Genomic DNA, 21,730 nt, shown 5'->3' on the forward strand with positions numbered 1-21,730 from the left:
CGCCGCGGCGAATTCTATGCCTTTGGCATGAGGTCGGCGCCCGAGTATTGATAACGACAACCATTTTCAATTAACTGGTCCACGATTCTGCACGCCCGCCCCAGCCCAGGAGTTGCCGTGACGACGTCACCCGCCACAATCACCCCGCCGATGGCCGACCACGGGGCCGCCCGCCGATGACCGCGCCGGTGTGGATGGCGTCCCCGCCCGAGGTGCACTCCGCGCTGCTCAGCAGCGGCCCGGGGCCGGCGTCGCTGTTCGCCGCGGCGGCGGCGTGGAGCTCGATGAGCGCCGAATACGCCTCGGCCGCAGAAGAACTCGGCGCGCTGCTGACGTCGACGCAAGCCGGCGCGTGGCAAGGGCCCAGCGCCGAATCCTACGTCGCCGCGCACGCCCCGTACCTGGCGTGGTTGACGCAGGCCAGCGCGCACAGCGCCGCGGCGGCCGCCCAGCACGAGGCGGCGGGCACCGCGTATGCCGCCGCGCTGGCGGCGATGCCGACCCTGCCGGAGCTGGCCACCAACCACGTCGTCCACGGAGCCCTGGTGGCGACGAATTTCTTTGGGATCAACACCATTCCGATCGCCGTCAACGAGGCCGACTATGCGCGGATGTGGGTCCAGGCCGCCGGCACGATGGCGACCTATGACGCCGTCTCCACGGCGACGGTGGCGGCCGTACCGCCGACCGACCCCGCGCCGCCGATCCTGAAGTCCGAGGCCACCGCGCACCACGACCACGAGGAGGACGACGACCACCACGACCACGAGCACGGGTTCGACAGCCCGCTCAACCAGTTCGTCGCCCAGATCCTGCGGCTGTTCGGCCTCGACTGGGATCCGGTCGAGGGGACCCTCAACGGCCTGCCCTACGAGGCCTACACCAACCCCGGGGACCTGATGTGGTGGGTGGTCCGGGCCCTCGAACTGTTTTCCGATTTCCAGCAGTTCGGGGCCCTGTTGCAGGAAAACCCGGCGGCGGCCTTCGAGTTCATCACCCAACTCGTGCTGCTCGACTGGCCGACACACCTGGCCCAGCTCGCCAGCTGGCTCCCGACGCAGCCCCAGTTGCTGTTGCTGCCGATGCTCGTCGCCACGGCCCCCTTCGGGGCGCTGGCCGGCTTTGCCGGCCTGTCCGCGCCGGCGCCCCCGGCCCCGCCCGCCGCGGTGCCGGCCGCCCCGGCCCCAGGCGCACCCCCGAGCCTGCCGGCGGCACCCGCCATGGGCCCCGTCGCCGCGCCCGCCGCGGCCGTCGCGCCGGCACCCGCTCCCGCGCCCGCGTCCGCGGCGGCCACGGTGACCAGCCCGGCACCGCCCGCCCCACCGGCGCCGGGCGCGGTCCCCTTCACCCCTCCTTATGCCCTCGCGCCTCCCGGCATCGGGTTCGGTTCGGGTATGGGCGCGGGCGCCGGCGCCGGCGCGAAAAGGAAGGCGCCCGAACCCGATTCGGCCGCGGCCGTCGCGGCCGCGGCGGCGCGGGAGGCGGCGCGCAATCGCCGGCGCCGGCGGGCGCGGCAGCGCGGGCACGGCGACGAGTTCATGGACATGAACGTCGACGTCGATCCGGACTGGAACGAGCCGGAGACGACGGCGTCGCAGGGCGGTGCCGGAAACCTCGGCTTCGCCGGCACGGCACGCAAGGAACCCGTCGCCGCGGCGGGCCTGACCACCCTGGCGGCCGACGAATTCGGCGACGCACCCCGCATGCCGATGATGCCGGGCACCTGGCCCCGCGAGGACGGCAAGGGGGCGCCCGGCAGCGGGAAGTGAAGTTCATTGTCGACGTAATCGATTGCGGCGCAGCGTGATAATGCGTTTACGGCCAGCCCACCGCGTCCGCCGGTCCCCGCAGGCATCCGCCCCGCCGCGGCGGCGGGCACCGAAACGCTGGCGGCACGCATGGCGGACATGGTGGAGTGGGTATCGGTCAACCAGCCCCCGAGACCAGAAAGCGAGGACCGCCGGTGAGTTCAGAGCTGGGTCTGCCAGAAAAGGTGCGCGCTTGCCTGTTCGACCTTGACGGCGTGCTCACCGACACCGCCAGTGTGCACACCAAGGCGTGGAAGGCGATGTTCGACGCCTACCTGTCCGACCGGGCCCGGCGCACCGGCGACGAATTCGTCCCCTTCGACGCGGCCGCGGACTACCGCAAATACGTGGACGGCAAGAAACGCGAGGACGGGGTCCGGTCGTTTCTGGAAAGCCGCGGCATCGAACTGCCCGACGGCAGCCCCGATGACCCCGATGACGCCGAGACCGTCTACGGCCTGGGCAACCGCAAGAACGACATGTTCCAGAAGGTCCTCAAGCAGGACGGCGTCAAGGTCTTCGAGGGTTCGCGGCGCTACCTCGAGGCGGCGTCGGCCGCGGGCCTGGGCATCGCGGTGGTGTCCTCGAGCGCCAACACCCGCGACGTCCTCGAGGTCACCGGCCTGGACCGGTTCGTGCAGCAGCGGGTGGACGGCATCACCCTGCGCCAGGAACACATCGCCGGCAAGCCGGCGCCCGACTCCTACCTGCGCGGGGCGCAACTGCTCGACGTCCCCGCGGAGGCGGCGGCCGTGTTCGAAGACGCCTTGTCCGGGGTGGCCGCCGGGCGGGCCGGTAACTTCGGGTGCGTGATAGGTGTCGACAGAGTGGGCCAAGCCGAGGACTTACGCCGCAACGGCGCGGACGTGGTGGTCAGCGACCTCGCCGAGTTGCTGCAGTCATGATCACCGACGAAGCGTTTCCCGTTGACCCCTGGCACGTTCGCGAAACCCAGCTTGACCTCAACCTGCTGGCCCAGTCGGAATCCCTGTTCACCCTGTCCAACGGGCACATCGGGCTGCGCGGAAACCTCGACGAGGGCGAGCCCTACGGCCTGCCGGGCACCTATCTGAACTCCTTCTACGAGATCAGGCCGCTGCCCTACGCCGAAGCCGGCTACGGCTACCCGGAGGCCGGCCAGACGCTCGTCGACGTCACCAACGGCAAGATCATCCGGCTGCTGGTCGAGGACGAGCCCTTCGACGTGCGCTACGGCGAACTGCTCTCGCACGAGCGCGTTCTCGACCTGCGCGCCGGCACGCTGAAGAGAACCGCGCACTGGCGCTCGCCGGCGGGCAAAGAGGTCAACGTGGTCTCCACCCGGCTCGTCTCCCTGCCCCATCGCGGCCTCGCCGCCATCGAGTACGTCGTGGAAGCGGTCGGCGAATTCGTGCGGGTCACGGTGCAGTCCGAACTCGTCACCAACGAGGACCAGCCGCAGACCTCCGGCGACCCGCGGGTGTCGGCCATCCTGGAGAACCCGCTCGAAGAGGTCGACCACGAAAACACCGATACCGGTGCGGTTCTCATGCACCGCACCCGCAGTAGCGCGCTGATGATGGCCGCTGGCATGGATCACGAGGTGGAGGTCCCCGGACGGGTCGAGGTCAGCACCGATTCGCGCGCCGACCTGGCGCGGACCACCGTGATCTGCGGGCTGCGCGCAGGACAAAAGCTGCGCATCGTCAAATACCTGGCCTACGGCTGGTCGAGCATGCGCTCGCGTCCGGCGCTGCGCGACCAGGTCGCGGCCGCGCTGCACGGCGGCCGCTACAGCGGCTGGCAGGGACTGCTGGATTCGCAGCGGAAGTATCTGGACGACTTCTGGGACTGCGCGGACGTCGAGGTCGAGGGCGATCCCGAATCCCAGCAGGCGGTGCGCTTCGGGCTCTTCCACCTGCTGCAGGCCAGCGCCCGCGCCGAACGCCGCGCCATCGCCGCCAAGGGACTCACCGGAACCGGCTACGACGGGCACGCCTTCTGGGACACCGAGGGTTACGTGCTGCCGGTGCTGACCTACACCGCTCCGCACACGGTGGCCGACGCGCTGAAGTGGCGGGCCTCCACTCTGGATCTGGCCAAGGAGCGGGCGGCCGAACTGGGGCTGGAGGGCGCCGCCTTCCCCTGGCGGACCATCCGGGGGCAGGAGTGTTCGGCGTACTGGCCGGCCGGCACGGCGGCCTGGCACATCAACGCCGACATCGCGATGGCCTTCGAGCGCTACCGCATCGTCACCGGTGACGACGAGCTGGAAGCCGATTGCGGCCTGAAGGTGCTGGTCGAGACCGCCCGGTTGTGGCTCTCGCTCGGCCATCACGACCGGCACGGCGTCTGGCACCTGGACGGTGTCACCGGCCCCGACGAGTACACCGCGGTCGTCCGCGACAACGCCTTCACCAACCTGATGGCCGCGCACAACCTGCACACCGCCGCCGACGCATGCAACCGCCATCCCGACGCGGCCAAGGCGCTGGGGGTCACCACCGAGGAGGCGGCCGCGTGGCGCGATGCCGCCGACGCCGCCCACATCCCCTACGACGACGGGCTCGGGGTCCATCAGCAGTGCGAGGGGTTCACCACCTACGCCGAATGGGACTTCGAGAAGAACACCACCTATCCGCTGCTGCTGCACGAGGCCTACGTCCGGCTCTATCCCGCGCAGGTGATCAAGCAGGCCGACCTGGTGCTGGCGATGCACTGGCAGAGCCACGCGTTCACCCCCGAACAGAAGGCCCGCAACGTCGACTACTACGAGCCGCGCATGGTGCGCGACTCGTCGCTGTCGGCCTGCACCCAGGCGGTGATGTGCGCCGAGGTCGGGCATCTGGAGCTGGCGCACGACTACGCCTACGAGGCCGCCCTGATCGACCTGCGCGACCTGCACCACAACACCCGCGACGGCCTGCACATGGCCTCGCTCGCCGGCGCCTGGACCGCGCTGGTGGCCGGGTTCGGCGGCCTGCGCGACGACGAGGGCGTGCTGTCATTGGATCCCGCTCTGCCGGACGGGATTTCGCGGTTGCGATTCCGGCTGCGGTGGCGCGACTTCCGGGTCACCATCGACGTCAACCACGTCGACGTCACGTACACGCTGCGCGACGGGCCCGGCGGCGAGCTGACGATCCGGCACGCCGGGGAGGACCTCGAGCTGAGCACCGAATCCCCGACGACGGTCGCCGTGCGTCCCCGCAAGCCGCTCCTGCCGCCGCCGCAGCAGCCGCTGGGGCGCGCGCCCATGCACCGGCGGGTGCTGTCGCGGCCTCACTGAGTGTCGGCGGGCCCGAGCATCCGCTCCACTTCGGCGCCCACCGCGGCGCGCAATTCGGCGTCGGTCAGCTCTTCGATCCCGGTCGCCGAGCGCAGGACCGGCGCGAACAACCGCCAACCGAATTGCAGGGCAAGGGCATTGGCGACGGCGAGCCTCGCCTTGACCTCGTCGTCGTAGAGCGGCCGCACCCCGTCGAGCAGGGTGGCGATGTTGGGGAAGCGCTTCTGCAGCTGGCCCGCCGGATAGCCGTCGAGCACGGTGCGGGCCATCACCCGCATCTGGCGGTCCAGGGAGCGCTGCACCACCTCGGCGGGGGTGTCGGTTTCCAGCTGGGCGCTCAGGTCGTCCCCCAGGTGGTCGAGCACGGCGCCGACGAGTTGTTCCTTGGTGCCGAAGTGCCGGAAAACCAGCCCGTGGTTGACGTTGGACCGCGCGGCGATGTCGCGGATGGAGGTCGCCGCCGGGCCGCGCTCGGCGAACAGCTCGGTGGCGGCCTCCAGGATCGCCGCGGCCACTTCCGCCCGCCCGGTCGGGGGTTTCCCGCGGCCTCTTGCGGACGTTGTAGTCATCTGACTACACTACCAAACGTAGTCACTTGACTACACCCGTTTTGACTCGAGGAACACGACATGACTGCTCAAATCACCGTCACCAAGCTGGGAAGTCGCATCGGGGCCCGAATCGACGGCGTCAGCCTCGGCGGCCACCTCGACGACGCCGCGGTCGAGACGATCCGCCGGGCGCTGTTAACGCACAAGGTCGTCTTCTTTCGCCACCAGCACCACCTGGACGACGAGCAGCAGCTCGACTTCGCGCGCCTGCTGGGCACCCCCATCGGCCACCCGGCCGCGTCCGCCCTGGCCGCCAAGCACATGCCGGTGATCACGCCGATCGACTCCGAGTACGGCAAGGCGACCCGCTGGCACACCGACGTGACGTTCGCCGCCAACTACCCGGCGGCCTCGATCCTGCGGGCCGTCACCCTGCCCTCCTATGGCGGCTCGACGCTGTGGGCCTCCACCGTGGCGGCCTACCAGCATCTGCCGGAGCCGCTGAAGCACCTGGTGGAAAACCTCTGGGCGCTGCACACCAACCGCTACGACTACGTGTCCACCGAGGCGGTTCTGTCGATGAGCGACGCGCAGCGGGCGTTTCGGCAAGCCTTCGAGAAGCCCGACTTCCGCACCGAACATCCCGTGGTGCGGGTGCACCCGGAGACCGGTGAACGCGCGCTGCTTGCCGGCGATTTCGTGCGCGGCTTCGTGGGCCTGGACGACCACGAGTCGAGCGTGCTGCTCGAGCTACTCCAGCGGCGAATCACCATGCCGGAGAACACCATTCGCTGGGCCTGGGCGCCGGGCGACGTCGCCATGTGGGACAACCGCGCGACCCAGCACCGGGCCATCGACGACTACGACGACCAGCCCCGGCTCATGCACCGCATCACCTTGATGGGCGATGTGCCGGTCAACGTGCACGGCGAGCGCAGCCGGGTGGTCAGCGGCACACCGCTCGAGGTGCTGGCGAGCTAGCCGACCGAGCTGACCGGATCGACCGGTGACCAGCGCAGCGCGCCCGGGGCGGAGAGGGGCACCCGCGGGTGCGCCGGCGCTATCGGATCCAGCCGGCGATACGGCTCGCCCTGCGCAGGCCGCCGGTCGTTTTCGCCGTTGTTCGGCCACAGCGACGCGGCCCGCTCGGCCTGGGCGGTGATGGACAGCGACGGATTCACGCCCAGGTTCGCCGAGATCGCCGCGCCGTCCACCACATACAGGGTCGGGTAGCCGTAGACCCGGTGATAGGGGTCGATGACCCCGTGGTCGACGTTGTCGCCGATCACCGCGCCGCCGAGGAAGTGCGCGGTCAGCGGGATGTTGAGCAGCTCGCCCCAGGTGCCGCCGGCCACGCCGTCGATCTTGGCGGCGATGCGGCGGGTGACCTCGTTGCCCACCGGGATCCACGTCGGGTTCGGCTCGCCGTGGCCCTGCTTGCTGGTGTACCAGCGGATGCCGAGCTTGCCGCGTTTGGTGAACGTGGTGATCGAGTTGTCCAGGTGCTGCATCACCAGCGCGATCATGGTGCGCTCACTCCACTGGCGCGGGTTGAGCAGCCGCAGCATTCCGCGCGGATCTTCACGGGCGGTGTCCAGCAACTGCTTCCAGCGCGGCACGAACGTCCCATCGGGCCCTCCGGGCCCAGGGGGTCCGTCGGTCATCAACGTCTGCAGCAGCCCCATCGCGTTGGAACCCTTGCCGTAGCGGACCGGCTCGATGTGGGTGTCGGGCGTCGGGTGGATCGACGACGTGATCGCCACCCCGTGGGTGAGGTCCAGATCCGGAGAGACCTCCAGGCGCCCGGCCCCGACGATGGACTCGGAGTTGGTGCGGGTCAGCACGCCGAGGCGGTTGGAGAGCCGGGGCAGCCGGCCCTCGTCGCGCATCTTGAACAGCAGGTGCTGGGTGCCCCACGTCCCGGCGGCCAGGATCAGGTGCTTGGCGGTGTAGGTGCGCCGGTCGCGGCGCAGCCAACTGCCGGTGCGCACCGTGCGGACCTCCCACAGCCCGTCGGGGCGCTGCTCGAACCGCTTCACCGTCGTCATCGGAATGACTTGCGCCCCACCCGATTCCGCGAGATAGAGGTAGTTCTTCAGCAGGGTGTTCTTGGCGCCGTAGCGGCACCCGGTCATGCAGCAGCCGCACTCCAGGCAGCCGGTGCGCTCGGGTCCGGCGCCGCCGAAGTACGGGTCCGGCACGGTCTTGCCCGGCGCCTTGGTGCCGTCGGGGCCAAAGAACACCCCGACCGGCGTCGGCACGAACGTGTCGCCGCAGCCCATGTCGTCGGCGACCTCCTTGACGACGCGATCTGCGTCGGTGAAGGTCGGGTTCTCCACCACGCCCAGCATGCGTCGCGCCTGGTCGTAGTGCGGCATCAGCTCGTCGCGCCAGTCGGTGATGTGCGACCACTGCTGGTCTTTGAAGAACGGCTCCGGCGGCACATATAGCGTGTTGGCGTAGTTCAGCGAGCCGCCGCCCACGCCGGCGCCGGCCAGGATCAGCACGTTGCGCAGCGGGTGGATGCGCTGGATGCCGTAGCAACCCAGCTTCGGTGCCCACAGGAACTTGCGCAGATCCCAGGACGTCTCGGCGAAATCCTCGTCGGCGAACCGGCGTCCGGCCTCGAGGACGCCGACGCGGTAGCCCTTTTCCGTCAGCCGCAATGCGCTGACGCTGCCCCCAAAACCCGAACCGATGATCAGTACGTCGTAATCCGGCTTCATCGCACCAGTATGGCCTTACTCGCGGGTAACAAACCAGCGGCCTCCGCCGATGCGCGGGCGCCCGGCTGGCCGGGCGGTCGGCGTCCGGCGCCCGGCTGGCCGGGCACTCGCCGATGACGAGCTAGCTACCGACGGTCAGCCCGACCTTCTGGAATTCCTTGAGGTCGCAGTAACCGGCCTTGGCCATCGACCGGCGCAGGCCGCCGACCAGGTTGAGGCTGCCGAACGGGTCGTCGGACGGCCCGCCCAGCACCTGCCGCAGCGGCGGGCGTTCACCGACGGCGATCTGCAGCAGCGCCCCGCGCGGCAGCGACGGGTGCGCGGCCGCGGCCGGCCAGAACCATCCCTCGCCGAGCGCCTCGGCCGACTCGGCGAGCGGGGTGCCCAGCACCACCGCGTCGGCGCCGCAGGCGATGGCCTTCGCCAACTCTCCCGAGGTGTGGATGTCGCCGTCGGCCAGCACGTGCACGTACCGGCCGCCGGTCTCGTCGAGGTATTCGCGGCGCGCGGCGGCGGCGTCGGCGATCGCGGTGGCCATCGGCACGCTGATGCCCAGCACCTCGTCGCTGGTGGTCACGCCCCGGGTGGCGCCGTAGCCGACGATGACGCCGGCGGCGCCGGTGCGCATCAGGTGCAGCGCGGTGCGGTGGTCCTGCACGCCGCCGGCGACCACCGGCACGTCGAGCTCGGAGATGAACGTCTTCAGGTTCAGCGGCTCGCCGTCGCTGGCGACCCGCTCCGCCGAGACGATGGTGCCCTGGATGACCAGCAGGTCGATGCCGGCCTGCAGCAACGCCGGGGTGAGCGCCTGGGCGTTTTGCGGGCTGACCCGCACCGCGGTGGTGACGCCGGCCTCCCGGATACGGGCGACGGCCGAGCCCAGCAGGTCCGGGTTCAGCGGGGCGGCATGGAATTCCTGCAGCAGCCGGATCGCCGCCGAGGGTTCGGGCTCCTTGCTGGCGGCCTCGACCAGCTGGGCGATCTTGGCCTCGACATCGGCGTGCCGGCCGATCAGCCCCTCGCCGTTGAGCACGCCCAGCCCGCCGAGGCGGCCCAGCTCGATCGCGAACTCCGGCGACACCAGCGCATCGGTCGGATGCGCCAGCACCGGGATCTCGAACCGGTAGGCGTCGAGCTGCCAGGCGGTCGACACGTCCTGCGACGACCGGGTGCGCCGGGACGCCACGATGCTGACTTCGCTCAGTTCATAGCTGCGACGGGCGGTGCGGCCCATCCCGATCTCGACCATCTGGGCCTCAGCGCGCGTAGTAGTTGGGGGCTTCGACCGTCATCGCGACGTCGTGCGGGTGGCTTTCCCGCAGCCCGGCCGCCGTGATCCGGACGAACTGGGCCTGCTGCAGTTCCTCGATGGTCGACGATCCGGTGTACCCCATCGCCGCGCGCAGACCGCCGGTCAGCTGGTGGATCACCGAGGACAGCGGGCCGCGGAACGGCACCCGGCCCTCGATGCCCTCGGGCACCAGCTTGTCCTCGGAGAGCGCGTCGTCGGCGAAGTAGCGGTCCTTGGAGTACGACTTTCCGGTCCCGGAGCCCCGGCCCGCCATAGCCCCCAGCGACCCCATGCCGCGGTAGCTCTTGAACTGCTTGCCGTTGACGAAGATCAGCTCGCCGGGCGCCTCGGCGGTGCCCGCCAGCAGCGAGCCCAGCATGGCGGTCGACGCCCCCGCGGCCAGGGCCTTGGCGATGTCGCCGGAGTACTGCAGCCCGCCGTCGGCGATCACCGGCACCCCGGCCGGCCCGCACGCGGCGACGGCCTCCAGGATCGCGGTGATCTGCGGCGCGCCGACGCCCGCCACCACCCGGGTGGTGCAGATCGACCCCGGCCCCACGCCCACCTTCACGGCGTCGGCGCCGGCGGCGACCAGCGCGGCGGCCGCCGACCGGGTGGCGACGTTGCCGCCGATCACCTCGACGCGGTCGCCTGCCTCGGCCTTGAGTTTGCCGACCATGTCGAGCACCAGCCGGTTGTGCGCGTGCGCGGTGTCCACGATCAGCACGTCCACCCCGGCGTCGATTAGCATCATCGCCCGCACCCAGGCGTCGCCGCCGACGCCGACGGCGGCGCCGACCAGCAGCCGGCCGTCGCTGTCCTTGGTGGCCAGCGGGTGCTGTTCGGTCTTGACGAAATCCTTGACGGTGATCAGCCCGGTCAGCCGGCCGTGGCCGTCGACGATCGGCAGCTTCTCGATCTTGTGGCGCCGCAACAGGCCCAGCGCCGCGTCGGCGGACACCCCCTCCTGCGCCGTGATCAGCGGGGCCTTGGTCATCACCTCGGCGACCTTCTTGGTCTGGTCGACCTCGAACCGCATGTCGCGGTTGGTGATGATGCCGGCGAGCGCGCCCGACTCGTCGACCACCGGCAGGCCGGAGATGCGGAACCGCGCGCACAGCGCGTCGACCTGGGCCAGCGTGTTGTCCGGGCGGCAGGTGACCGGATCGGTGACCATGCCGGCCTCGGAGCGCTTCACCATCTCGACCTGGCCGGCTTGTTCGGCGACCGGCAGGTTGCGGTGCAGCACACCCATGCCGCCGGCGCGCGCCATCGCGATCGCCATCCGCGACTCGGTGACGGTGTCCATCGCCGAGCTCACCAGCGGCACCTTGAGCCTGATCTTCTTTGTGAGCTGGCTGGACGTGTCGGCGGTGGCGGGGACCACGTCGGAGGCCGCGGGCAGCAACAGGACGTCGTCGAAGGTCAGCCCCAGCATCGCGATCTTGTGCGGGTTGTCGCCCCCCGTGGGCACCGGGTCGTCGACCAGGCCGCCGACCCGCACATACGGACTGCCGACGAGGTCAGAGCTGGCTTCCAGGTGGGACGTGCCACGGGTCATCAGTGGGGCCCTCCATACGATGCGGCGTGAGAAAACCCATCCTATCGGCTCCCCTCCCGTGAGAGTTCGCTTGCTCGGGGCGCGCCGCGCACCCCGAACGGAACGGGAACGGCGGGCGGCTCCCTGCTGGCGTTATCCCGACCGGGCTGCGTAGGCTAGGGGCGTGCGCGACCACCTCCCACCGGGTTTGCCGCCCGATCCTTTCGCCGACGACCCCTGTGATCCGTCGGCGGCACTGGAAGCCGTCGAGCCGGGCCAGCCCCTGGATCAGCAGGAGCGGATGGCCGTCGAGGCCGACCTCGCGGATCTGGCGGTGTACGAAGCGTTGCTGGCGCACAAAGGCATTCGCGGGCTCGTCGTCTGCTGCGACGAGTGTCAGCAGGATCACTACCACGACTGGGACATGCTGCGGGCCAACCTGCTGCAGCTGTTGATCGACGGCACCGTGCGCCCGCACGAGCCCGCCTATGACCCCGAGCCGGACGCCTACGTCACGTGGGATTACTGCCGGGGCTACGCCGACGCCTCGCTCAACGAGGCGACGTCAGACGCCGACGGCTTCCACCGCCGTCACTGATTGGGCGCACCCGGCGTAGCCGCCGACGAGGGCAGCGTCGCGTTCGGGTTGCGCGATTCGACCTTGGCGTTCAACAGCTTCAGCTGATTCATCAGCTCCCGCTTGGCGACGGGGTCGTCGATCGACTGCACCAAACTGCTCACGTCGGTCAGCTGATTCTTGGCCTGCTCCCACGCGCCGCGGTCGATCGATTCCTGCACCTTGGCCAGGTCGGCCTTGGCGGCCAGCATTTCCTGCTTTTCGTGGACCCGCGGTTGGTCGAAGAACATCGCGTGCAGCCCGTGCAGGGGGGTGCCGGGACGGGCCTCGACCACCATGGCGCCGAAACCGCTGAGCGCGATCAGCGCGGCGGCGACCGAGGCGATGGCGGTCAGGCCGCGACGGCCCCGCCGGCGCTCGGCCAGTCCTTTCCGCAGCGCGTTGACGGCCTCCTCGGGCGTCACCAGCGCGCTGGCCGGCGGCCATCGCAGGTTGTCGCGCCAGTCCTCGAGCATCGTGGTCAGCACGTCGACGTCGGGGTCCTCGACGCTCACCGGCCGGCGCTGGGCCAGCGCATCGAGGAGCAGGTCGGTGCGGGCGAATTCATCCAGGGATTCAGGCACAGTCACCTGCCGCAATCATCTCGGACTTCAACCGCGACAACGCGCGGTGCTGGGCAACTCGGACCGCCCCCGTGGTGCTGCCGACCGCGGCCGCGGTCTCCTCGGCGGACAGGCCGACGACGACGCGCAGGATCAAGATCTCGCGCTGCTTGGCGGGCAGGATTTCGAGCAGTTCGCTCATCCGGCTCACCGAATCGGCTTCGATGGCAAGCTGTTCGGGCCCCGCGTCGGGCGACCACCGTTCGGGAATCGATTCGGTGGGATAGGCGAGGTCACGACCGGCGGCCCGATGGGCGTCGGCGACCTTGTGGGCCGCGATGCCATAGAGGAAGGCCAGGAAGGGGCGTCCGCGATCGCGATAGCGGGGCAGCGCCGTGATGGTCGCCAAGCACACCTCCTGCGCCACGTCATCCGCTGACAGGCCACCCCGATCGACCGTGCCGACGCGGGCCCGGCAATATCGCACGACGATCGGACGGATGGTCTCCAGCACCTCCCTCAGCGCGCCGTGGTCTCCGGTGACGGCCTTGGCGACCACGGCATCGAGACGTTCCCCTGCTGGAATTGTCATCGACGGTGATATCCCTAACGTTACGAACCGGACACATCGCGGGCCAACTGGGCTAACTAACGAAATGACAATAACGGGCGGGGGCCCGATTCAAGCGGAACGCCACGTTCCACCGGCGTGCCGCACCTGGCCTGCGCAGACATCCCGGATTTCGTGCAGTTGCTGTGCCGAAAACGTGACGCTTTCGATATCGATCAGCAAGCACGCCAACGCCCAACGCAACGGGAGCAGACCTAACCGGCCGGTGGTCTGCAGCGCGGCGTCCGCGACCGCGCGGGCGCGCTGGATGTTTCCCGAGCTGCACAGCGCGGCGGCCAGCACGACCTCGCTCTTGACTCGGTGCCGGGCCGACGGGACGCTCATGGCCGCCGCCAGCTCCACCGCCTCGCCGGCATGGCGGACGGCGACGTCACCCTCGCCGCGGGCCATCGCGAGCTCGGCGGCCACCCACCGCCGGCGCACCGGAATCCGGTCGGGCACGGGCGTTTTGGGGTCCGTGGCTGCCAGCAGCGGGTCGGCGCGCGCCAGCAGCGCCGCCGCGGCCGCGAAGCGCCCCACGCCCAGCGCGTCGGCCGCCAGCCCGATCAGGGCGTCGGCGCCCGCCTCGGGATCGGCGCCGGCCAGCGCCAGGGCGCGCCCGTCCCAGCGGCGCGCGACGGTGTGCCAACCGAGCTGGCGCACGAACGATCCCTGCGTGCTCATGCCCAGCGAGGCCAGCCGGCCGGCCGGCGCAGCGCGCCGCAGCGCCGCGAGGTCGCGCTGCGCGGCGCCGTAGCGCCCCTGTCCCCCGGCCGCGACGGCTCGCAGCCACAGTTGCGCGGGCGTCGTCGCCGACGGCAGCGGCCAGTCGCCGGGCCCGTCTCCGAACGCGGCGTCGGCCAGCCGCCGCTCAATCAAGGAAGTGTGACGAGTTTCAATCACAATGATGTAGTAAACAGTTTGTGGTCTTCCTGTTACCGAACAGTTAATCACTATAACCCATGGATAAATTCGGTCCGCGGGCGCGGTCGGCGCTGAGCTGGGAAATCTCGTTTCGGACAACCGCCTGGTAGCGCCCCGTCGGCGGCGCCATTTCATTCGAGATGAACGCAACGTTAATTTTGCACCAAGGAACACATACTTTGCCGGGCTAAGTGGCTATTGACGGAAATTAACCGTCGCCCCTAACGTCTACGCATGACGGGTAGTCATCGGGGACTCCACTCCACTTAATTTAAGTTGCACACAATCGCTTTCGCGAACCCGACCGCACGTGGGCGGGCCGTGCAGAGAGGGAACGAACCAATGCCACAGCCGGAGCAGCTACCTGGACCCAACGCCGACATGTGGAATTGGCAACTGCAGGGATTGTGCCGCGGCGTTGACTCAGCGGTGTTCTTCCACCCCGACGGCGAGCGCGGCCGCGCCCGCATGCAACGCGAACAGCGCGCCAAGGAAATGTGCCGACAGTGCCCGGTGATCCAGGAATGCCGTTCGCACGCCCTCGAAGTCGGTGAGCCCTACGGGGTTTGGGGTGGCCTGTCGGAATCCGAGCGCGACCTGCTGCTCAAGGGCGACATCGGCCGCGCCATCCGGCGCAGCGCCTGACCCCCGATCGACTTTCGCGGGCGGCGGCCTAGTTTTCCGGCCGTCGACGCGGCCTGGGCAGGTACTGCGCGCCGCCCTCGCCTTCCCAGCGGTGGATCTGCTTGTCCGGAACGTGCCACGGATCATGCTGCAGGAGCGTTGATTTCGCCTCGTGTCGTTCCGGGACGCCGCGTCGGGTTGCTTCCATCACCTTCATCACCGCAAGACCACCTGTGGCACAAGGCTTTTCGCCGCATGCATCTCGTACGGCAGGGCCTTAAGTACCGTCACGGACCGCCCCGTCCCACCCGGGATGGCGTAGAAACGCTGATCGCCGGGGCGGGCGCCGGCGATCGCGCGACCCAGCGGGGACGCCATCGAATAGGCCTTGATGCCGGCGGCCTCGGGGCACGGCCGGCCGAGCAGAAGCGTCTCCGTCTCGCCGGTGTCGTCGTAGCGGATGGTCAACACCATGCCCGCTTCGGCGACGGGGTCAAAGGCCGCCCCTTCGCCGACGACGACCGCGTGGGACAGCAGGCCCTCGATCTCGCAGATGCGCGCGCGTCGCACGGACTGGCGCGCACGGCGATTCGGGTTGTAGTCCATGAGGTCGTCGGGAACCTCGGCCCCGCGGCGCGAACGCAGCCCGGCCAGTTCGTCGTGCAATCGCGTGTAGTCCTGCGGCGTCATCCGGATGCGCTGGATGGTGGTCATGGCGCGTGGCGTCCTTTCGTGTCGGAGGGGTTGCCGCCAGGGGCGGGCGGGCCGGTGCACCGCCCCTGACGACTCGGGTCGCCCTGGGGGCGAAGTCTTCGTCCGTCGCTGATTCCATGGTCGCGTGGCCCGTCGCGCCGGCGCTTGCCCGAACCGGACAACGGCGCGGGGGTTCGTTGTCGCGCTCCGACAACATCGGTTTCGGTTCGATCAGCAGCCGTGAAAATGAACGATCCGCGTCCGCGGTCCGTGAACCAGACATGGACGCGGCGGGCCAGCCGCGGTCCAAAGCCGACGCGGCGTCGAGACGCGTTGCGCCGCGCCGGTCCCCGCACAACGGAGGGGATGCACTGTGGCACATGGGCGCACCACACTGGGACGACAAGCGTGGCTGGATCGGCCGAGCTACCGACTCGAGCACGTTCTCGCCTTCGTGTTCGCCGCGGCGGGTCGGCACCGGGATCGGATCAGCAATTTCTTGCACGGCACCTGGCTCGGTCACCCGCTGCATCCGGCTCTGACGTCGATTCCGATGGGAGCGCTGACGACGACGGTCGCGATGGATGCGGTCAGCGTGTTGCCGCGCCGGGCCGCGCAGTTGCACGACGCGTCGAGGTTTGCGCTGAGCGTCGGGCTCGCCGGCAGCGTCGGCGCGGCCGCCACCGGACTGACGGACTGGCAGCACACCCACGAACAATCGCGTCGAATCGGTCTCGTCCACGGCGCCCTCAATGCGATCGCGACGGGCCTGTACGCGGCGTCCTGGTGGGACCGCCGGAGCGGGCGGCACCGGCGCGGGATGGCGGCGAGCGCGCTGGGCTACGGGCTCACCCTCGGCGCCGGCTACCTCGGCGGCACGTTGGTGTTCGCATCGGGCACCGGGGTCGACCGCTCCGGCGCCCGGCTGAGCGGAGACCGGTGGACACCGGTGTTGCCGGTCGCGGCCTTGGATGGCCGGCCGCGGCGAATCGAGGTGGCCGGCGTCGGCGTGGTGCTCTATCGCAACGAAGGCCGGGTGCTGGCCGTCGGCGAGCACTGCCCCCACCTGGGCGCGCCGATGAACGACGGCTGGATCGACCGCGATCGAATCGTGTGCCCCTGGCACGGTTCCAGGTTCGCGTGCGAATCGGGAGAAGTGTTGCGCGGACCGGCAACAGCGGCGCTGCCGCGTTATCCGGTGCGGATCCGCGACGGACTCGTCGAGGTGCGCGGAGTAAAGCGATGAATGCCTACGACGTCCTGTTCGAGCACCACAGAGTTTTACGCGGACTCTGCGAGAGGATCACCGCGATACCGCCCGAGGCCGACGAGCGCCAGGCCGCCCTCGATGAGCTGCTGTTCGAGTTGGACATCCACATGCGCATCGAAGACGACCTGTTCTATCCGGCGGTAGCGGCGGCGAGCGCACTTGTCGCCATCGCCCACGCGGAGCACCGCCAAGTGTGGGATCAGCTGGCGGTGCTCCTGCGGACGGCGCCGACCGCACCGGATTACCAAGACGAATGGTCCTCTTTCGTCCGGGTCCTCGACGCCCACGCCAGCGAGGAGGAACGCGACTTGTGTCCGGCCCCAATAGATTTGAGTGAGGACTTGCTCGACAACCTCGGGAATCAAATGGTCGAGCGCATCGCCCGGCTACGGCAGTCGAGGCTCAACAGGCTGCGCGTCCGCGGCCGCGCGGCCCTGCTGCGGCGAGTCGCGCCCGTTTTTGAAATCGGCGAATTGGGTAGGCACCGCCCATGAACAAGGGCGCATCCTTCGCGGTCGCGGCGCTCACCGCGACCCTCGCACCGCTGGCCGGCTGCGCGAACCAGCAGGGCAGCCAACCCAATACGTCGCCGCTGACCAGCCCCGCCCCGGGCGCGGAGCGGCTGACCACCCAGCTCAAGACCGCCGACGGGATTCCGGTCGCCAATGCGACCTTCGAATTCGCGAACGGCTACGCCACGGTGACCGTGGAGGCCGGCCCCAACCAGGTGCTGAGCCCCGGTTTCCATGGGCTGCAAATCCATTCGGTCGGCAAATGCGAGGGCGACTTCGACTCCGCGGGAAGCGTCTACCAGGCGGCCGATCACACGGGCTACCCCGCCAGCGGAGACCTGACCGCGCTGCAGGTGCGCTCCGACGGCTCGGCGAAACTGGTCACCACCAGCAACTCGTTTACCGCCGCGGACCTGAGAAGCAGCTCGGGCAGCGCGCTGATCCTGCACCAGAGTGTCGACAACTTGGGCACCAGCCCGACCGCCGAGTCGAACAAGCGCATCGCCTGCGGCGTGATCGCCGCGGCGTCGGCGACGACGACCTCGTCGACCACCAGCGTCACGACCAGCACCACAACCGTCGCGGTGCCCCCGCCATCGATCAGCACCAGCACGAGCACGGTCACGGTCACCAGCACCCCGGCCGCGACGTCCACACCGACCACGACCGTTACGACCCCGCCGAGCCTGCCCCCGGGAACCCGCTGACCCTTTAGGCCCGAAAAACGGCGCCCGCCCCGCGGCGGCGAATTACTGTTCTGAGATGCAGACCGCGCTGTTCACCCTGGGTCTGGTCTTGTTTCTGCTCGGCCTGCTCACCGGGCTGGCCGTCCCCGCACTGAAGAACGCGCGCATGGGGTTGTCGAGCCACCTCGAGGCGTTGCTCAACGGCATGTTCCTCGTGTTGCTCGGTCTGCTGTGGCCACACATCCACCTGGCCCACGCGTGGGGAATCGCGGCGGTCGCGCTCATCGTGTACGCGGCCTACGCGAACTGGCTGACGACGCTGTTCGCGGCGGTGTGGGGCGCCGGTCGCAGATTCGCGCCCATCGCGGCGGGCGACTTTGAGGCCTCGGCCGCCAAGGAGAGCTTTGTCAGCTTCGGGTTGGTGTCGCTCTCGCTGGCGGTGGTGGTGGGCGTCGGCATCGTCATCGTCGGGGTCCTCGTGTGAAAGCCCTCGCCGACTTCTTTCGCGACACGGTCGGGGCGCGGATAGTGGTGGCCGCCGTGCTCGGAGTCGCCGTCGCCCTTGGGGTGGGGAACACCGTCGGCTGGCGGTTCGCGCTGGCCGGCTGGATCGTGACCGCCGGCGTCTACGTGGTGTGGACGCGGCTCATCCTGGGCGGAATGGATGCCGATCAAACCCGCGAATACGCGACCCGGGAGGATCCCACCCGGTGGGCATCCGACGCGGTCATCGTGTCGGCGAGCGTCGCGAGCCTGGGCGGGGTGGGTTACGTGGTCGCCGCGGCGTCGCGTTCGGGTCCCGGCGCCGTGGAAGCCGCCGTCGTCGGCATCCTGACCGTCGCGGCATCCTGGTTCGCCGTGCACACGCTGTTCACCGTCCACTATGCGCGGCTGTATTACTCGGACGAGCCGGGCGGAATCAACTTCCACGATCCGGAGCCACCGCGCTTTCGCGACTTTGCGTATGTCGCCTTCACCGTCGGCATGACCTATCAGGTGTCAGACACCGAGATCGGATTGACATCCATCAGGGCGACGGTGCTGCGCCAGGCGCTGCTGTCCTACCTGCTCGGCGCGGTCGTCCTGGCGGTCACCATCAACCTGATCGCGGGATTGGGTGCCAAGTTCTAAAGGCGAGGTCGTCGTAGCGCGCCGACCGCGGGGCATCCGTTCACTGGCTGGTGATGATGGCGGTGGTGGTGCCGGATTGCGGCCGCATCCTCACCCGAGGGGCGAGGTGCGCTGGCCGATCTTGTCGGTTGTCTCCATGGGGACCCTGTTGCCGTTGAGGAACAGGCTCAGCATGCTGAACCAGCCGATGGTGGCAATGTATTTGCGTGTCGTCGTGATCCCGAACGTGTCGAGAAGTGCTTGCAGAGTCCGATCGGTGAGGGTGCCGGACTTGAGGAGCTCGTCGGTGGCCGCGATCAACAGCTGATAGTCGGCATCGAGGCTTTGCAGGTCGCCATCCTCGGCGATCGTTTCGATTTCTGACGTCGTGAGGCCCGCGTTGCGGGCCATCTGTTCGTTCGCCTGCCACTCGTAGGGGCAGTTGAGCACCGAGGCCGCCCGCAGAATGATGACCTCGCGGTGCTTTGCGTCGATGTCGCGCTCACCGAAGACGGCTTGCACCATGCCGGCGAGCGCCGGGAAGAAGTCACCGGTGCCGCTCATCATCTTCATGACATTGAGCGCCGTATCGGGGTCATAGCCGTCACCGACCGCGCGGGCGATCTCGTCTTCCTCGGGAAGCGGGACAACAACGGAATATTGGTATGGCGTGGGCTTTCCCATGAGGTTGTCCTCTTCGGGTCGTTCCGTCGTACGGACTTCGGAACGAAAATACCCCCGGGCGTCGATCGGCCCGGGGGTATTCCGTTGCTACTCAGTGATGGTGGTGATGGCCGTGGCCGTGGTCATCGGCTTCCTCGGCGGGCTTGTCGACGACCACCGTCTCGGTGGTCAGCACCATCCGCGCCACCGACGCCGCGTTGAGCACCGCCGAGCGGGTGACCTTGACCGGGTCGATGACACCGTCGGCGATCAAGTCACCGTAGGTGAGCTTGTCCGCGTTCAGCCCGTGCCCGTTGGGCAGCTCGGTCACCTTGTGCACCGCGACCGCGCCGTCGAGCCCGGCGTTGGTGGCGATCCAGTACAGCGGGGCCGCCAGCGCCTCGGAGAAGACGTCGACGCCGAGCGCTTGATCGCCGGACAGCGAGCCGCGCAGCTGTTGAAGCGCCTTGCGCGTCTGCAGCAGCGCCGAGCCGCCACCGGCGACGATGCCCTCCTCGACGGCGGCCTTGGCGGCCGCGACGGCATCCTCGACGCTTTCCTTGCGCTCCTTGAGCGCGGTCTCGGTGGCGGCACCCACCTGGATCACGGCGACACCGCCGGCCAGCTTGGCCAGCCGCTCCTGCAGCTTCTCGCGGTCCCAGTCGGAGTCGGTGGACTCGATCTCGGCGCGCAGCTGCTTGATGCGGTTGGCCACCGCGTCCTTGGCGCCGCCGCCGTCGACGATGACGGTGTCGTCCTTGCTGACCACCACGCGGCGAGCCGAGCCCAGCACGTCCGTGCCGACCTCGCGCAGCAGCAGGCCGGCGTCGGGGTTGATCACCTGGCCGCCCGTCACGATCGCCAGATCCTCGAGGAACGCCTTGCGACGGTCGCCGAAGAACGGCGCCTTGACGGCGACGGCCTTGAGCGTCTTGCGAATCGAGTTCACCACGAGGGTCGCCAGCGGCTCGCCCTCGATGTCCTCGGCGATGATCAGCAGCGGGTTGCCGGATTCGGCGACCTTTTCCAGCATGGGCAGCAGGTCGGGCAGCGAGCTGATCTTCTCCTGGTGCAACAGGATCACCGGGTCGTCCAGCACGGCCTGCTGGGCGTCGAAGTCGGTCACGAAATACGCCGACAGGAAGCCCTTGTCGAAGCCGACGCCCTCGGTGAACTCGAGCTCGGTGCTCAGCGTGGAGGATTCCTCGACGCTGACCACGCCGTCGGTGCCGACCTTGGTCATCGCCTCGCCGACGAGCTCGCCGAGGAGCTGGTCACGCGACGACACGGTCGCCACCTGGGCGATCGCTTCCTTCCCGGAGACCGGGGTGGCCGACGCCAGCAGGGCCTCGGACACCGCGTCGGCGGCCTTGGAGATTCCCGCACCGAGTTCGATGGGGTTGGCGCCGGCCGCAACCAGGCGCAGGCCGCCCTTGACCAGCGCCTGGGCCAGCACGGTGGCCGTGGTGGTCCCGTCGCCGGCGACGTCGTTGGTCTTGGTCGCCACCGACTTCACCAGCTGGGCGCCCAGGTTCTCGAACGGGTCTTCCAGGTCGATCTCCCGCGCGACGGTGACACCGTCGTTGGTGACCGCGGGCCCGCCGAATGCCTTGGCCAGCACCACATGCCGGCCGCGCGGGCCCAACGTCACGCGTACCGCGTCGGCGAGCGTGTTCACGCCCGCCTCGATGGCGCGGCGCGCCGTTTCGTCGTACTCAATAATCTTGCTCATCAGGCTCCTTCACGCCCCAGCTCTGAGGCTCTAACGCATGCCGCCCCGGAAATCACCCGCGCGGACGCGGGGATCGCCGGGGCGGGACACGGTTCTTACTTGGAGACGACAGCCAGCACGTCGCGCGCCGACAGGATCAGGTACTCCTCGCCGTTGTACTTGATCTCGGTGCCGCCGTACTTGCTGTAGATGACGGTGTCGCCTTCCGAGACGTCCAGCGGGATGCGCTTCTCGCCGTCTTCGTCCCACCGGCCGGGGCCGACTGCGACGACGGTGCCTTCCTGCGGCTTCTCCTTGGCGGTGTCGGGAATGACCAGACCGGACGCGGTCGTGGTCTCGGCCTCGTTGGCCTGCACGAGAATCTTGTCCTCGAGTGGCTTGATGTTCACCTTCGCCACGATTGGAGCCCTCCAGTGTTTGGGTCGGGTCCGGGACGAGCCCGGACCGGGAGTTGGTGGCCGGTCCGGGGCGGGCCCGGAACCTGCCGAATTATCAGGTGTTCGGCATTCGTCCATGCCCGAGCGCCGTCGTCGCGGGTGCCGA

At 69.3% G+C, this 21,730-nt stretch carries 23 protein-coding genes; 11 read left to right on the forward strand and 12 right to left on the reverse strand.

The genetic code is table 11. The features are described from left to right. Positions 1–176 precede the first annotated feature (176 nt). From K883_RS04290 to K883_RS04300, 3 genes are all read left to right on the forward strand, one after another. Positions 177–1,769 carry a PPE domain-containing protein gene (locus tag K883_RS04290; protein ID WP_036453785.1) on the forward strand — a complete coding sequence of 531 codons (1,593 nt, stop codon included), beginning with the start codon at positions 177–179 and terminating at the stop codon, positions 1,767–1,769. A 146-nt stretch (positions 1,770–1,915) separates the two neighbouring features. Further along, positions 1,916–2,713 (forward strand): beta-phosphoglucomutase family hydrolase, encoded by a 798-nt coding sequence (locus K883_RS04295; protein WP_369751696.1) that lies wholly within the window; start codon positions 1,916–1,918, stop codon positions 2,711–2,713. Beyond that, positions 2,710–5,076, forward strand: coding sequence for a glycoside hydrolase family 65 protein (locus K883_RS04300; RefSeq protein WP_008260137.1), 2,367 nt, complete (start codon positions 2,710–2,712; stop codon positions 5,074–5,076). The genes K883_RS04295 and K883_RS04300 overlap by 4 nt, the downstream gene beginning before the upstream one ends. Here K883_RS04300 and K883_RS04305 read toward each other — a convergent pair. Further along, positions 5,070–5,645, reverse strand: coding sequence for a TetR/AcrR family transcriptional regulator (locus tag K883_RS04305; RefSeq protein ID WP_008260139.1), 576 nt, complete (start codon positions 5,643–5,645; stop codon positions 5,070–5,072). The genes K883_RS04300 and K883_RS04305 overlap by 7 nt on opposite strands. A 60-nt stretch (positions 5,646–5,705) precedes the next feature. Here K883_RS04305 and K883_RS04310 point away from each other — a divergent pair, with 60 nt between their 5' ends. Further along, the gene (locus K883_RS04310; protein ID WP_014712312.1) at positions 5,706–6,608 is read left to right on the forward strand and encodes a TauD/TfdA dioxygenase family protein; all 903 of its coding nucleotides are present in this window, start codon (positions 5,706–5,708) and stop codon (positions 6,606–6,608) included. Here the strand turns inward: K883_RS04310 and K883_RS04315 are convergent. The 3 genes from K883_RS04315 to guaB all read right to left on the reverse strand — a co-directional run bounded on the left by K883_RS04315 (position 6,605) and on the right by guaB (position 11,205). Next, positions 6,605–8,353, reverse strand: coding sequence for a GMC family oxidoreductase (locus tag K883_RS04315; protein ID WP_036453787.1), 1,749 nt, complete (start codon positions 8,351–8,353; stop codon positions 6,605–6,607). The two genes, K883_RS04310 and K883_RS04315, sit on opposite strands and share 4 nt — an antisense overlap. A 121-nt stretch (positions 8,354–8,474) precedes the next feature. Continuing rightward, complete coding sequence (locus tag K883_RS04320) at positions 8,475–9,602, reverse strand: GuaB3 family IMP dehydrogenase-related protein (RefSeq protein ID WP_014712314.1); 1,128 nt, start codon at positions 9,600–9,602, stop codon at positions 8,475–8,477. A 7-nt stretch (positions 9,603–9,609) separates the two neighbouring features. Further along, complete coding sequence (gene guaB, locus K883_RS04325; protein ID WP_036453789.1) at positions 9,610–11,205, reverse strand: IMP dehydrogenase; 1,596 nt, start codon at positions 11,203–11,205, stop codon at positions 9,610–9,612. Between the two features lie 163 nt (positions 11,206–11,368). Here guaB and K883_RS04330 point away from each other — a divergent pair, with 163 nt between their 5' ends. After that, positions 11,369–11,782 carry a DUF5319 domain-containing protein gene (locus K883_RS04330; protein ID WP_007773416.1) on the forward strand — a complete coding sequence of 138 codons (414 nt, stop codon included), beginning with the start codon at positions 11,369–11,371 and terminating at the stop codon, positions 11,780–11,782. On the opposite strand, the gene K883_RS04335 is transcribed toward K883_RS04330, so the two are convergent. The 3 genes from K883_RS04335 to K883_RS04345 all read right to left on the reverse strand — a co-directional run bounded on the left by K883_RS04335 (position 11,776) and on the right by K883_RS04345 (position 13,876). Next, entirely contained in the window at positions 11,776–12,390 is a 615-nt protein-coding gene (locus tag K883_RS04335) for an anti-sigma-D factor RsdA (protein WP_231504801.1), read from the reverse strand. The two genes, K883_RS04330 and K883_RS04335, sit on opposite strands and share 7 nt — an antisense overlap. Further along, positions 12,377–12,955, reverse strand: coding sequence for a sigma-70 family RNA polymerase sigma factor (locus K883_RS04340; protein ID WP_014381051.1), 579 nt, complete (start codon positions 12,953–12,955; stop codon positions 12,377–12,379). The genes K883_RS04335 and K883_RS04340 overlap by 14 nt, the downstream gene beginning before the upstream one ends. A 90-nt stretch (positions 12,956–13,045) precedes the next feature. Continuing rightward, positions 13,046–13,876, reverse strand: coding sequence for a hypothetical protein (locus tag K883_RS04345; RefSeq protein WP_051701140.1), 831 nt, complete (start codon positions 13,874–13,876; stop codon positions 13,046–13,048). Between the two features lie 363 nt (positions 13,877–14,239). Between K883_RS04345 and K883_RS04350 the strand changes: the two genes are divergently transcribed. Further along, entirely contained in the window at positions 14,240–14,542 is a 303-nt protein-coding gene (locus tag K883_RS04350; protein WP_036453792.1) for a WhiB family transcriptional regulator, read from the forward strand. 28 nt (positions 14,543–14,570) lie between these two features. Here the strand turns inward: K883_RS04350 and K883_RS27435 are convergent, their stop codons facing one another. Further along, a complete protein-coding gene (locus K883_RS27435) occupies positions 14,571–14,738 on the reverse strand; it encodes a hypothetical protein (protein WP_164681170.1) in 168 nt (55 codons plus the stop codon). Next, complete coding sequence (locus tag K883_RS04355; protein WP_036453794.1) at positions 14,738–15,235, reverse strand: GreA/GreB family elongation factor; 498 nt, start codon at positions 15,233–15,235, stop codon at positions 14,738–14,740. Before K883_RS04355 ends, K883_RS27435 begins: the two co-directional genes overlap by 1 nt. A 433-nt stretch (positions 15,236–15,668) precedes the next feature. On the opposite strand from K883_RS04355, the gene K883_RS04360 reads away from it, so the two are divergent. From K883_RS04360 to K883_RS04380, 5 genes are read left to right on the forward strand one after another with little or no spacing between them, the layout of a single operon-like run. Then, positions 15,669–16,460: a Rieske (2Fe-2S) protein gene (locus tag K883_RS04360; RefSeq protein WP_081914345.1), complete on the forward strand. Its 792-nt coding sequence runs from the start codon at positions 15,669–15,671 to the stop codon at positions 16,458–16,460. Then, a complete protein-coding gene (locus tag K883_RS04365; protein ID WP_051701141.1) occupies positions 16,457–16,978 on the forward strand; it encodes a hemerythrin domain-containing protein in 522 nt (173 codons plus the stop codon). The genes K883_RS04360 and K883_RS04365 overlap by 4 nt, the downstream gene beginning before the upstream one ends. Continuing rightward, a complete protein-coding gene (locus tag K883_RS04370) occupies positions 16,975–17,703 on the forward strand; it encodes a superoxide dismutase family protein (protein WP_036453797.1) in 729 nt (242 codons plus the stop codon). Before K883_RS04365 ends, K883_RS04370 begins: the two co-directional genes overlap by 4 nt. A gap of 55 nt (positions 17,704–17,758) precedes the next feature. Continuing rightward, on the forward strand, positions 17,759–18,166 hold the full coding sequence (locus K883_RS04375) for a hypothetical protein (RefSeq protein ID WP_036453799.1): 408 nt from the start codon (positions 17,759–17,761) through the stop codon (positions 18,164–18,166). Next, positions 18,163–18,813: a DUF1345 domain-containing protein gene (locus K883_RS04380; protein ID WP_036453801.1), complete on the forward strand. Its 651-nt coding sequence runs from the start codon at positions 18,163–18,165 to the stop codon at positions 18,811–18,813. The genes K883_RS04375 and K883_RS04380 overlap by 4 nt, the downstream gene beginning before the upstream one ends. A 90-nt stretch (positions 18,814–18,903) precedes the next feature. On the opposite strand, the gene K883_RS26235 is transcribed toward K883_RS04380, so the two are convergent. From K883_RS26235 to groES, 3 genes are all read right to left on the reverse strand, one after another. Continuing rightward, positions 18,904–19,476 carry a carboxymuconolactone decarboxylase family protein gene (locus K883_RS26235; protein WP_051701142.1) on the reverse strand — a complete coding sequence of 191 codons (573 nt, stop codon included), beginning with the start codon at positions 19,474–19,476 and terminating at the stop codon, positions 18,904–18,906. A 91-nt stretch (positions 19,477–19,567) separates the two neighbouring features. Then, on the reverse strand, positions 19,568–21,187 hold the full coding sequence (gene groL / locus K883_RS04390) for a chaperonin GroEL (protein ID WP_036453803.1): 1,620 nt from the start codon (positions 21,185–21,187) through the stop codon (positions 19,568–19,570). A 95-nt stretch (positions 21,188–21,282) separates the two neighbouring features. Then, entirely contained in the window at positions 21,283–21,585 is a 303-nt protein-coding gene (gene groES, locus K883_RS04395) for a co-chaperone GroES (protein WP_007167930.1), read from the reverse strand. Positions 21,586–21,730: the final 145 nt, after the last annotated feature.

The sequence above is a fragment of the Mycobacterium sp. TKK-01-0059 genome (assembly GCF_000709305.1).
Classification (GTDB): domain Bacteria; phylum Actinomycetota; class Actinomycetes; order Mycobacteriales; family Mycobacteriaceae; genus Mycobacterium; species Mycobacterium intracellulare.

Bases quoted from the DNA above. Each gene is read 5' to 3' on its own strand.
- K883_RS04290 (WP_036453785.1), top strand. From the start codon at position 177: ATGACCGCGCCGGTGTGGATGGCGTCCCCGCCCGAGGTGCACTCCGCG.
- K883_RS04300 (WP_008260137.1), top strand. From the start codon at position 2,710: ATGATCACCGACGAAGCGTTTCCCGTTGACCCCTGGCACGTTCGCGAA.
- K883_RS04305 (WP_008260139.1), bottom strand. From the start codon at position 5,645: ATGACTACAACGTCCGCAAGAGGCCGCGGGAAACCCCCGACCGGGCGG.
- K883_RS04310 (WP_014712312.1), top strand. From the start codon at position 5,706: ATGACTGCTCAAATCACCGTCACCAAGCTGGGAAGTCGCATCGGGGCC.
- K883_RS04315 (WP_036453787.1), bottom strand. From the start codon at position 8,353: ATGAAGCCGGATTACGACGTACTGATCATCGGTTCGGGTTTTGGGGGC.
- K883_RS04320 (WP_014712314.1), bottom strand. From the start codon at position 9,602: ATGGTCGAGATCGGGATGGGCCGCACCGCCCGTCGCAGCTATGAACTG.
- guaB (WP_036453789.1), bottom strand. From the start codon at position 11,205: ATGACCCGTGGCACGTCCCACCTGGAAGCCAGCTCTGACCTCGTCGGC.
- K883_RS04340 (WP_014381051.1), bottom strand. From the start codon at position 12,955: ATGACAATTCCAGCAGGGGAACGTCTCGATGCCGTGGTCGCCAAGGCC.
- K883_RS04350 (WP_036453792.1), top strand. From the start codon at position 14,240: ATGCCACAGCCGGAGCAGCTACCTGGACCCAACGCCGACATGTGGAAT.
- K883_RS27435 (WP_164681170.1), bottom strand. From the start codon at position 14,738: ATGAAGGTGATGGAAGCAACCCGACGCGGCGTCCCGGAACGACACGAG.
- K883_RS04355 (WP_036453794.1), bottom strand. From the start codon at position 15,235: ATGACCACCATCCAGCGCATCCGGATGACGCCGCAGGACTACACGCGA.
- K883_RS04365 (WP_051701141.1), top strand. From the start codon at position 16,457: ATGAATGCCTACGACGTCCTGTTCGAGCACCACAGAGTTTTACGCGGA.
- K883_RS04370 (WP_036453797.1), top strand. From the start codon at position 16,975: ATGAACAAGGGCGCATCCTTCGCGGTCGCGGCGCTCACCGCGACCCTC.
- K883_RS04375 (WP_036453799.1), top strand. From the start codon at position 17,759: ATGCAGACCGCGCTGTTCACCCTGGGTCTGGTCTTGTTTCTGCTCGGC.
- K883_RS26235 (WP_051701142.1), bottom strand. From the start codon at position 19,476: ATGGGAAAGCCCACGCCATACCAATATTCCGTTGTTGTCCCGCTTCCC.
- groL (WP_036453803.1), bottom strand. From the start codon at position 21,187: ATGAGCAAGATTATTGAGTACGACGAAACGGCGCGCCGCGCCATCGAG.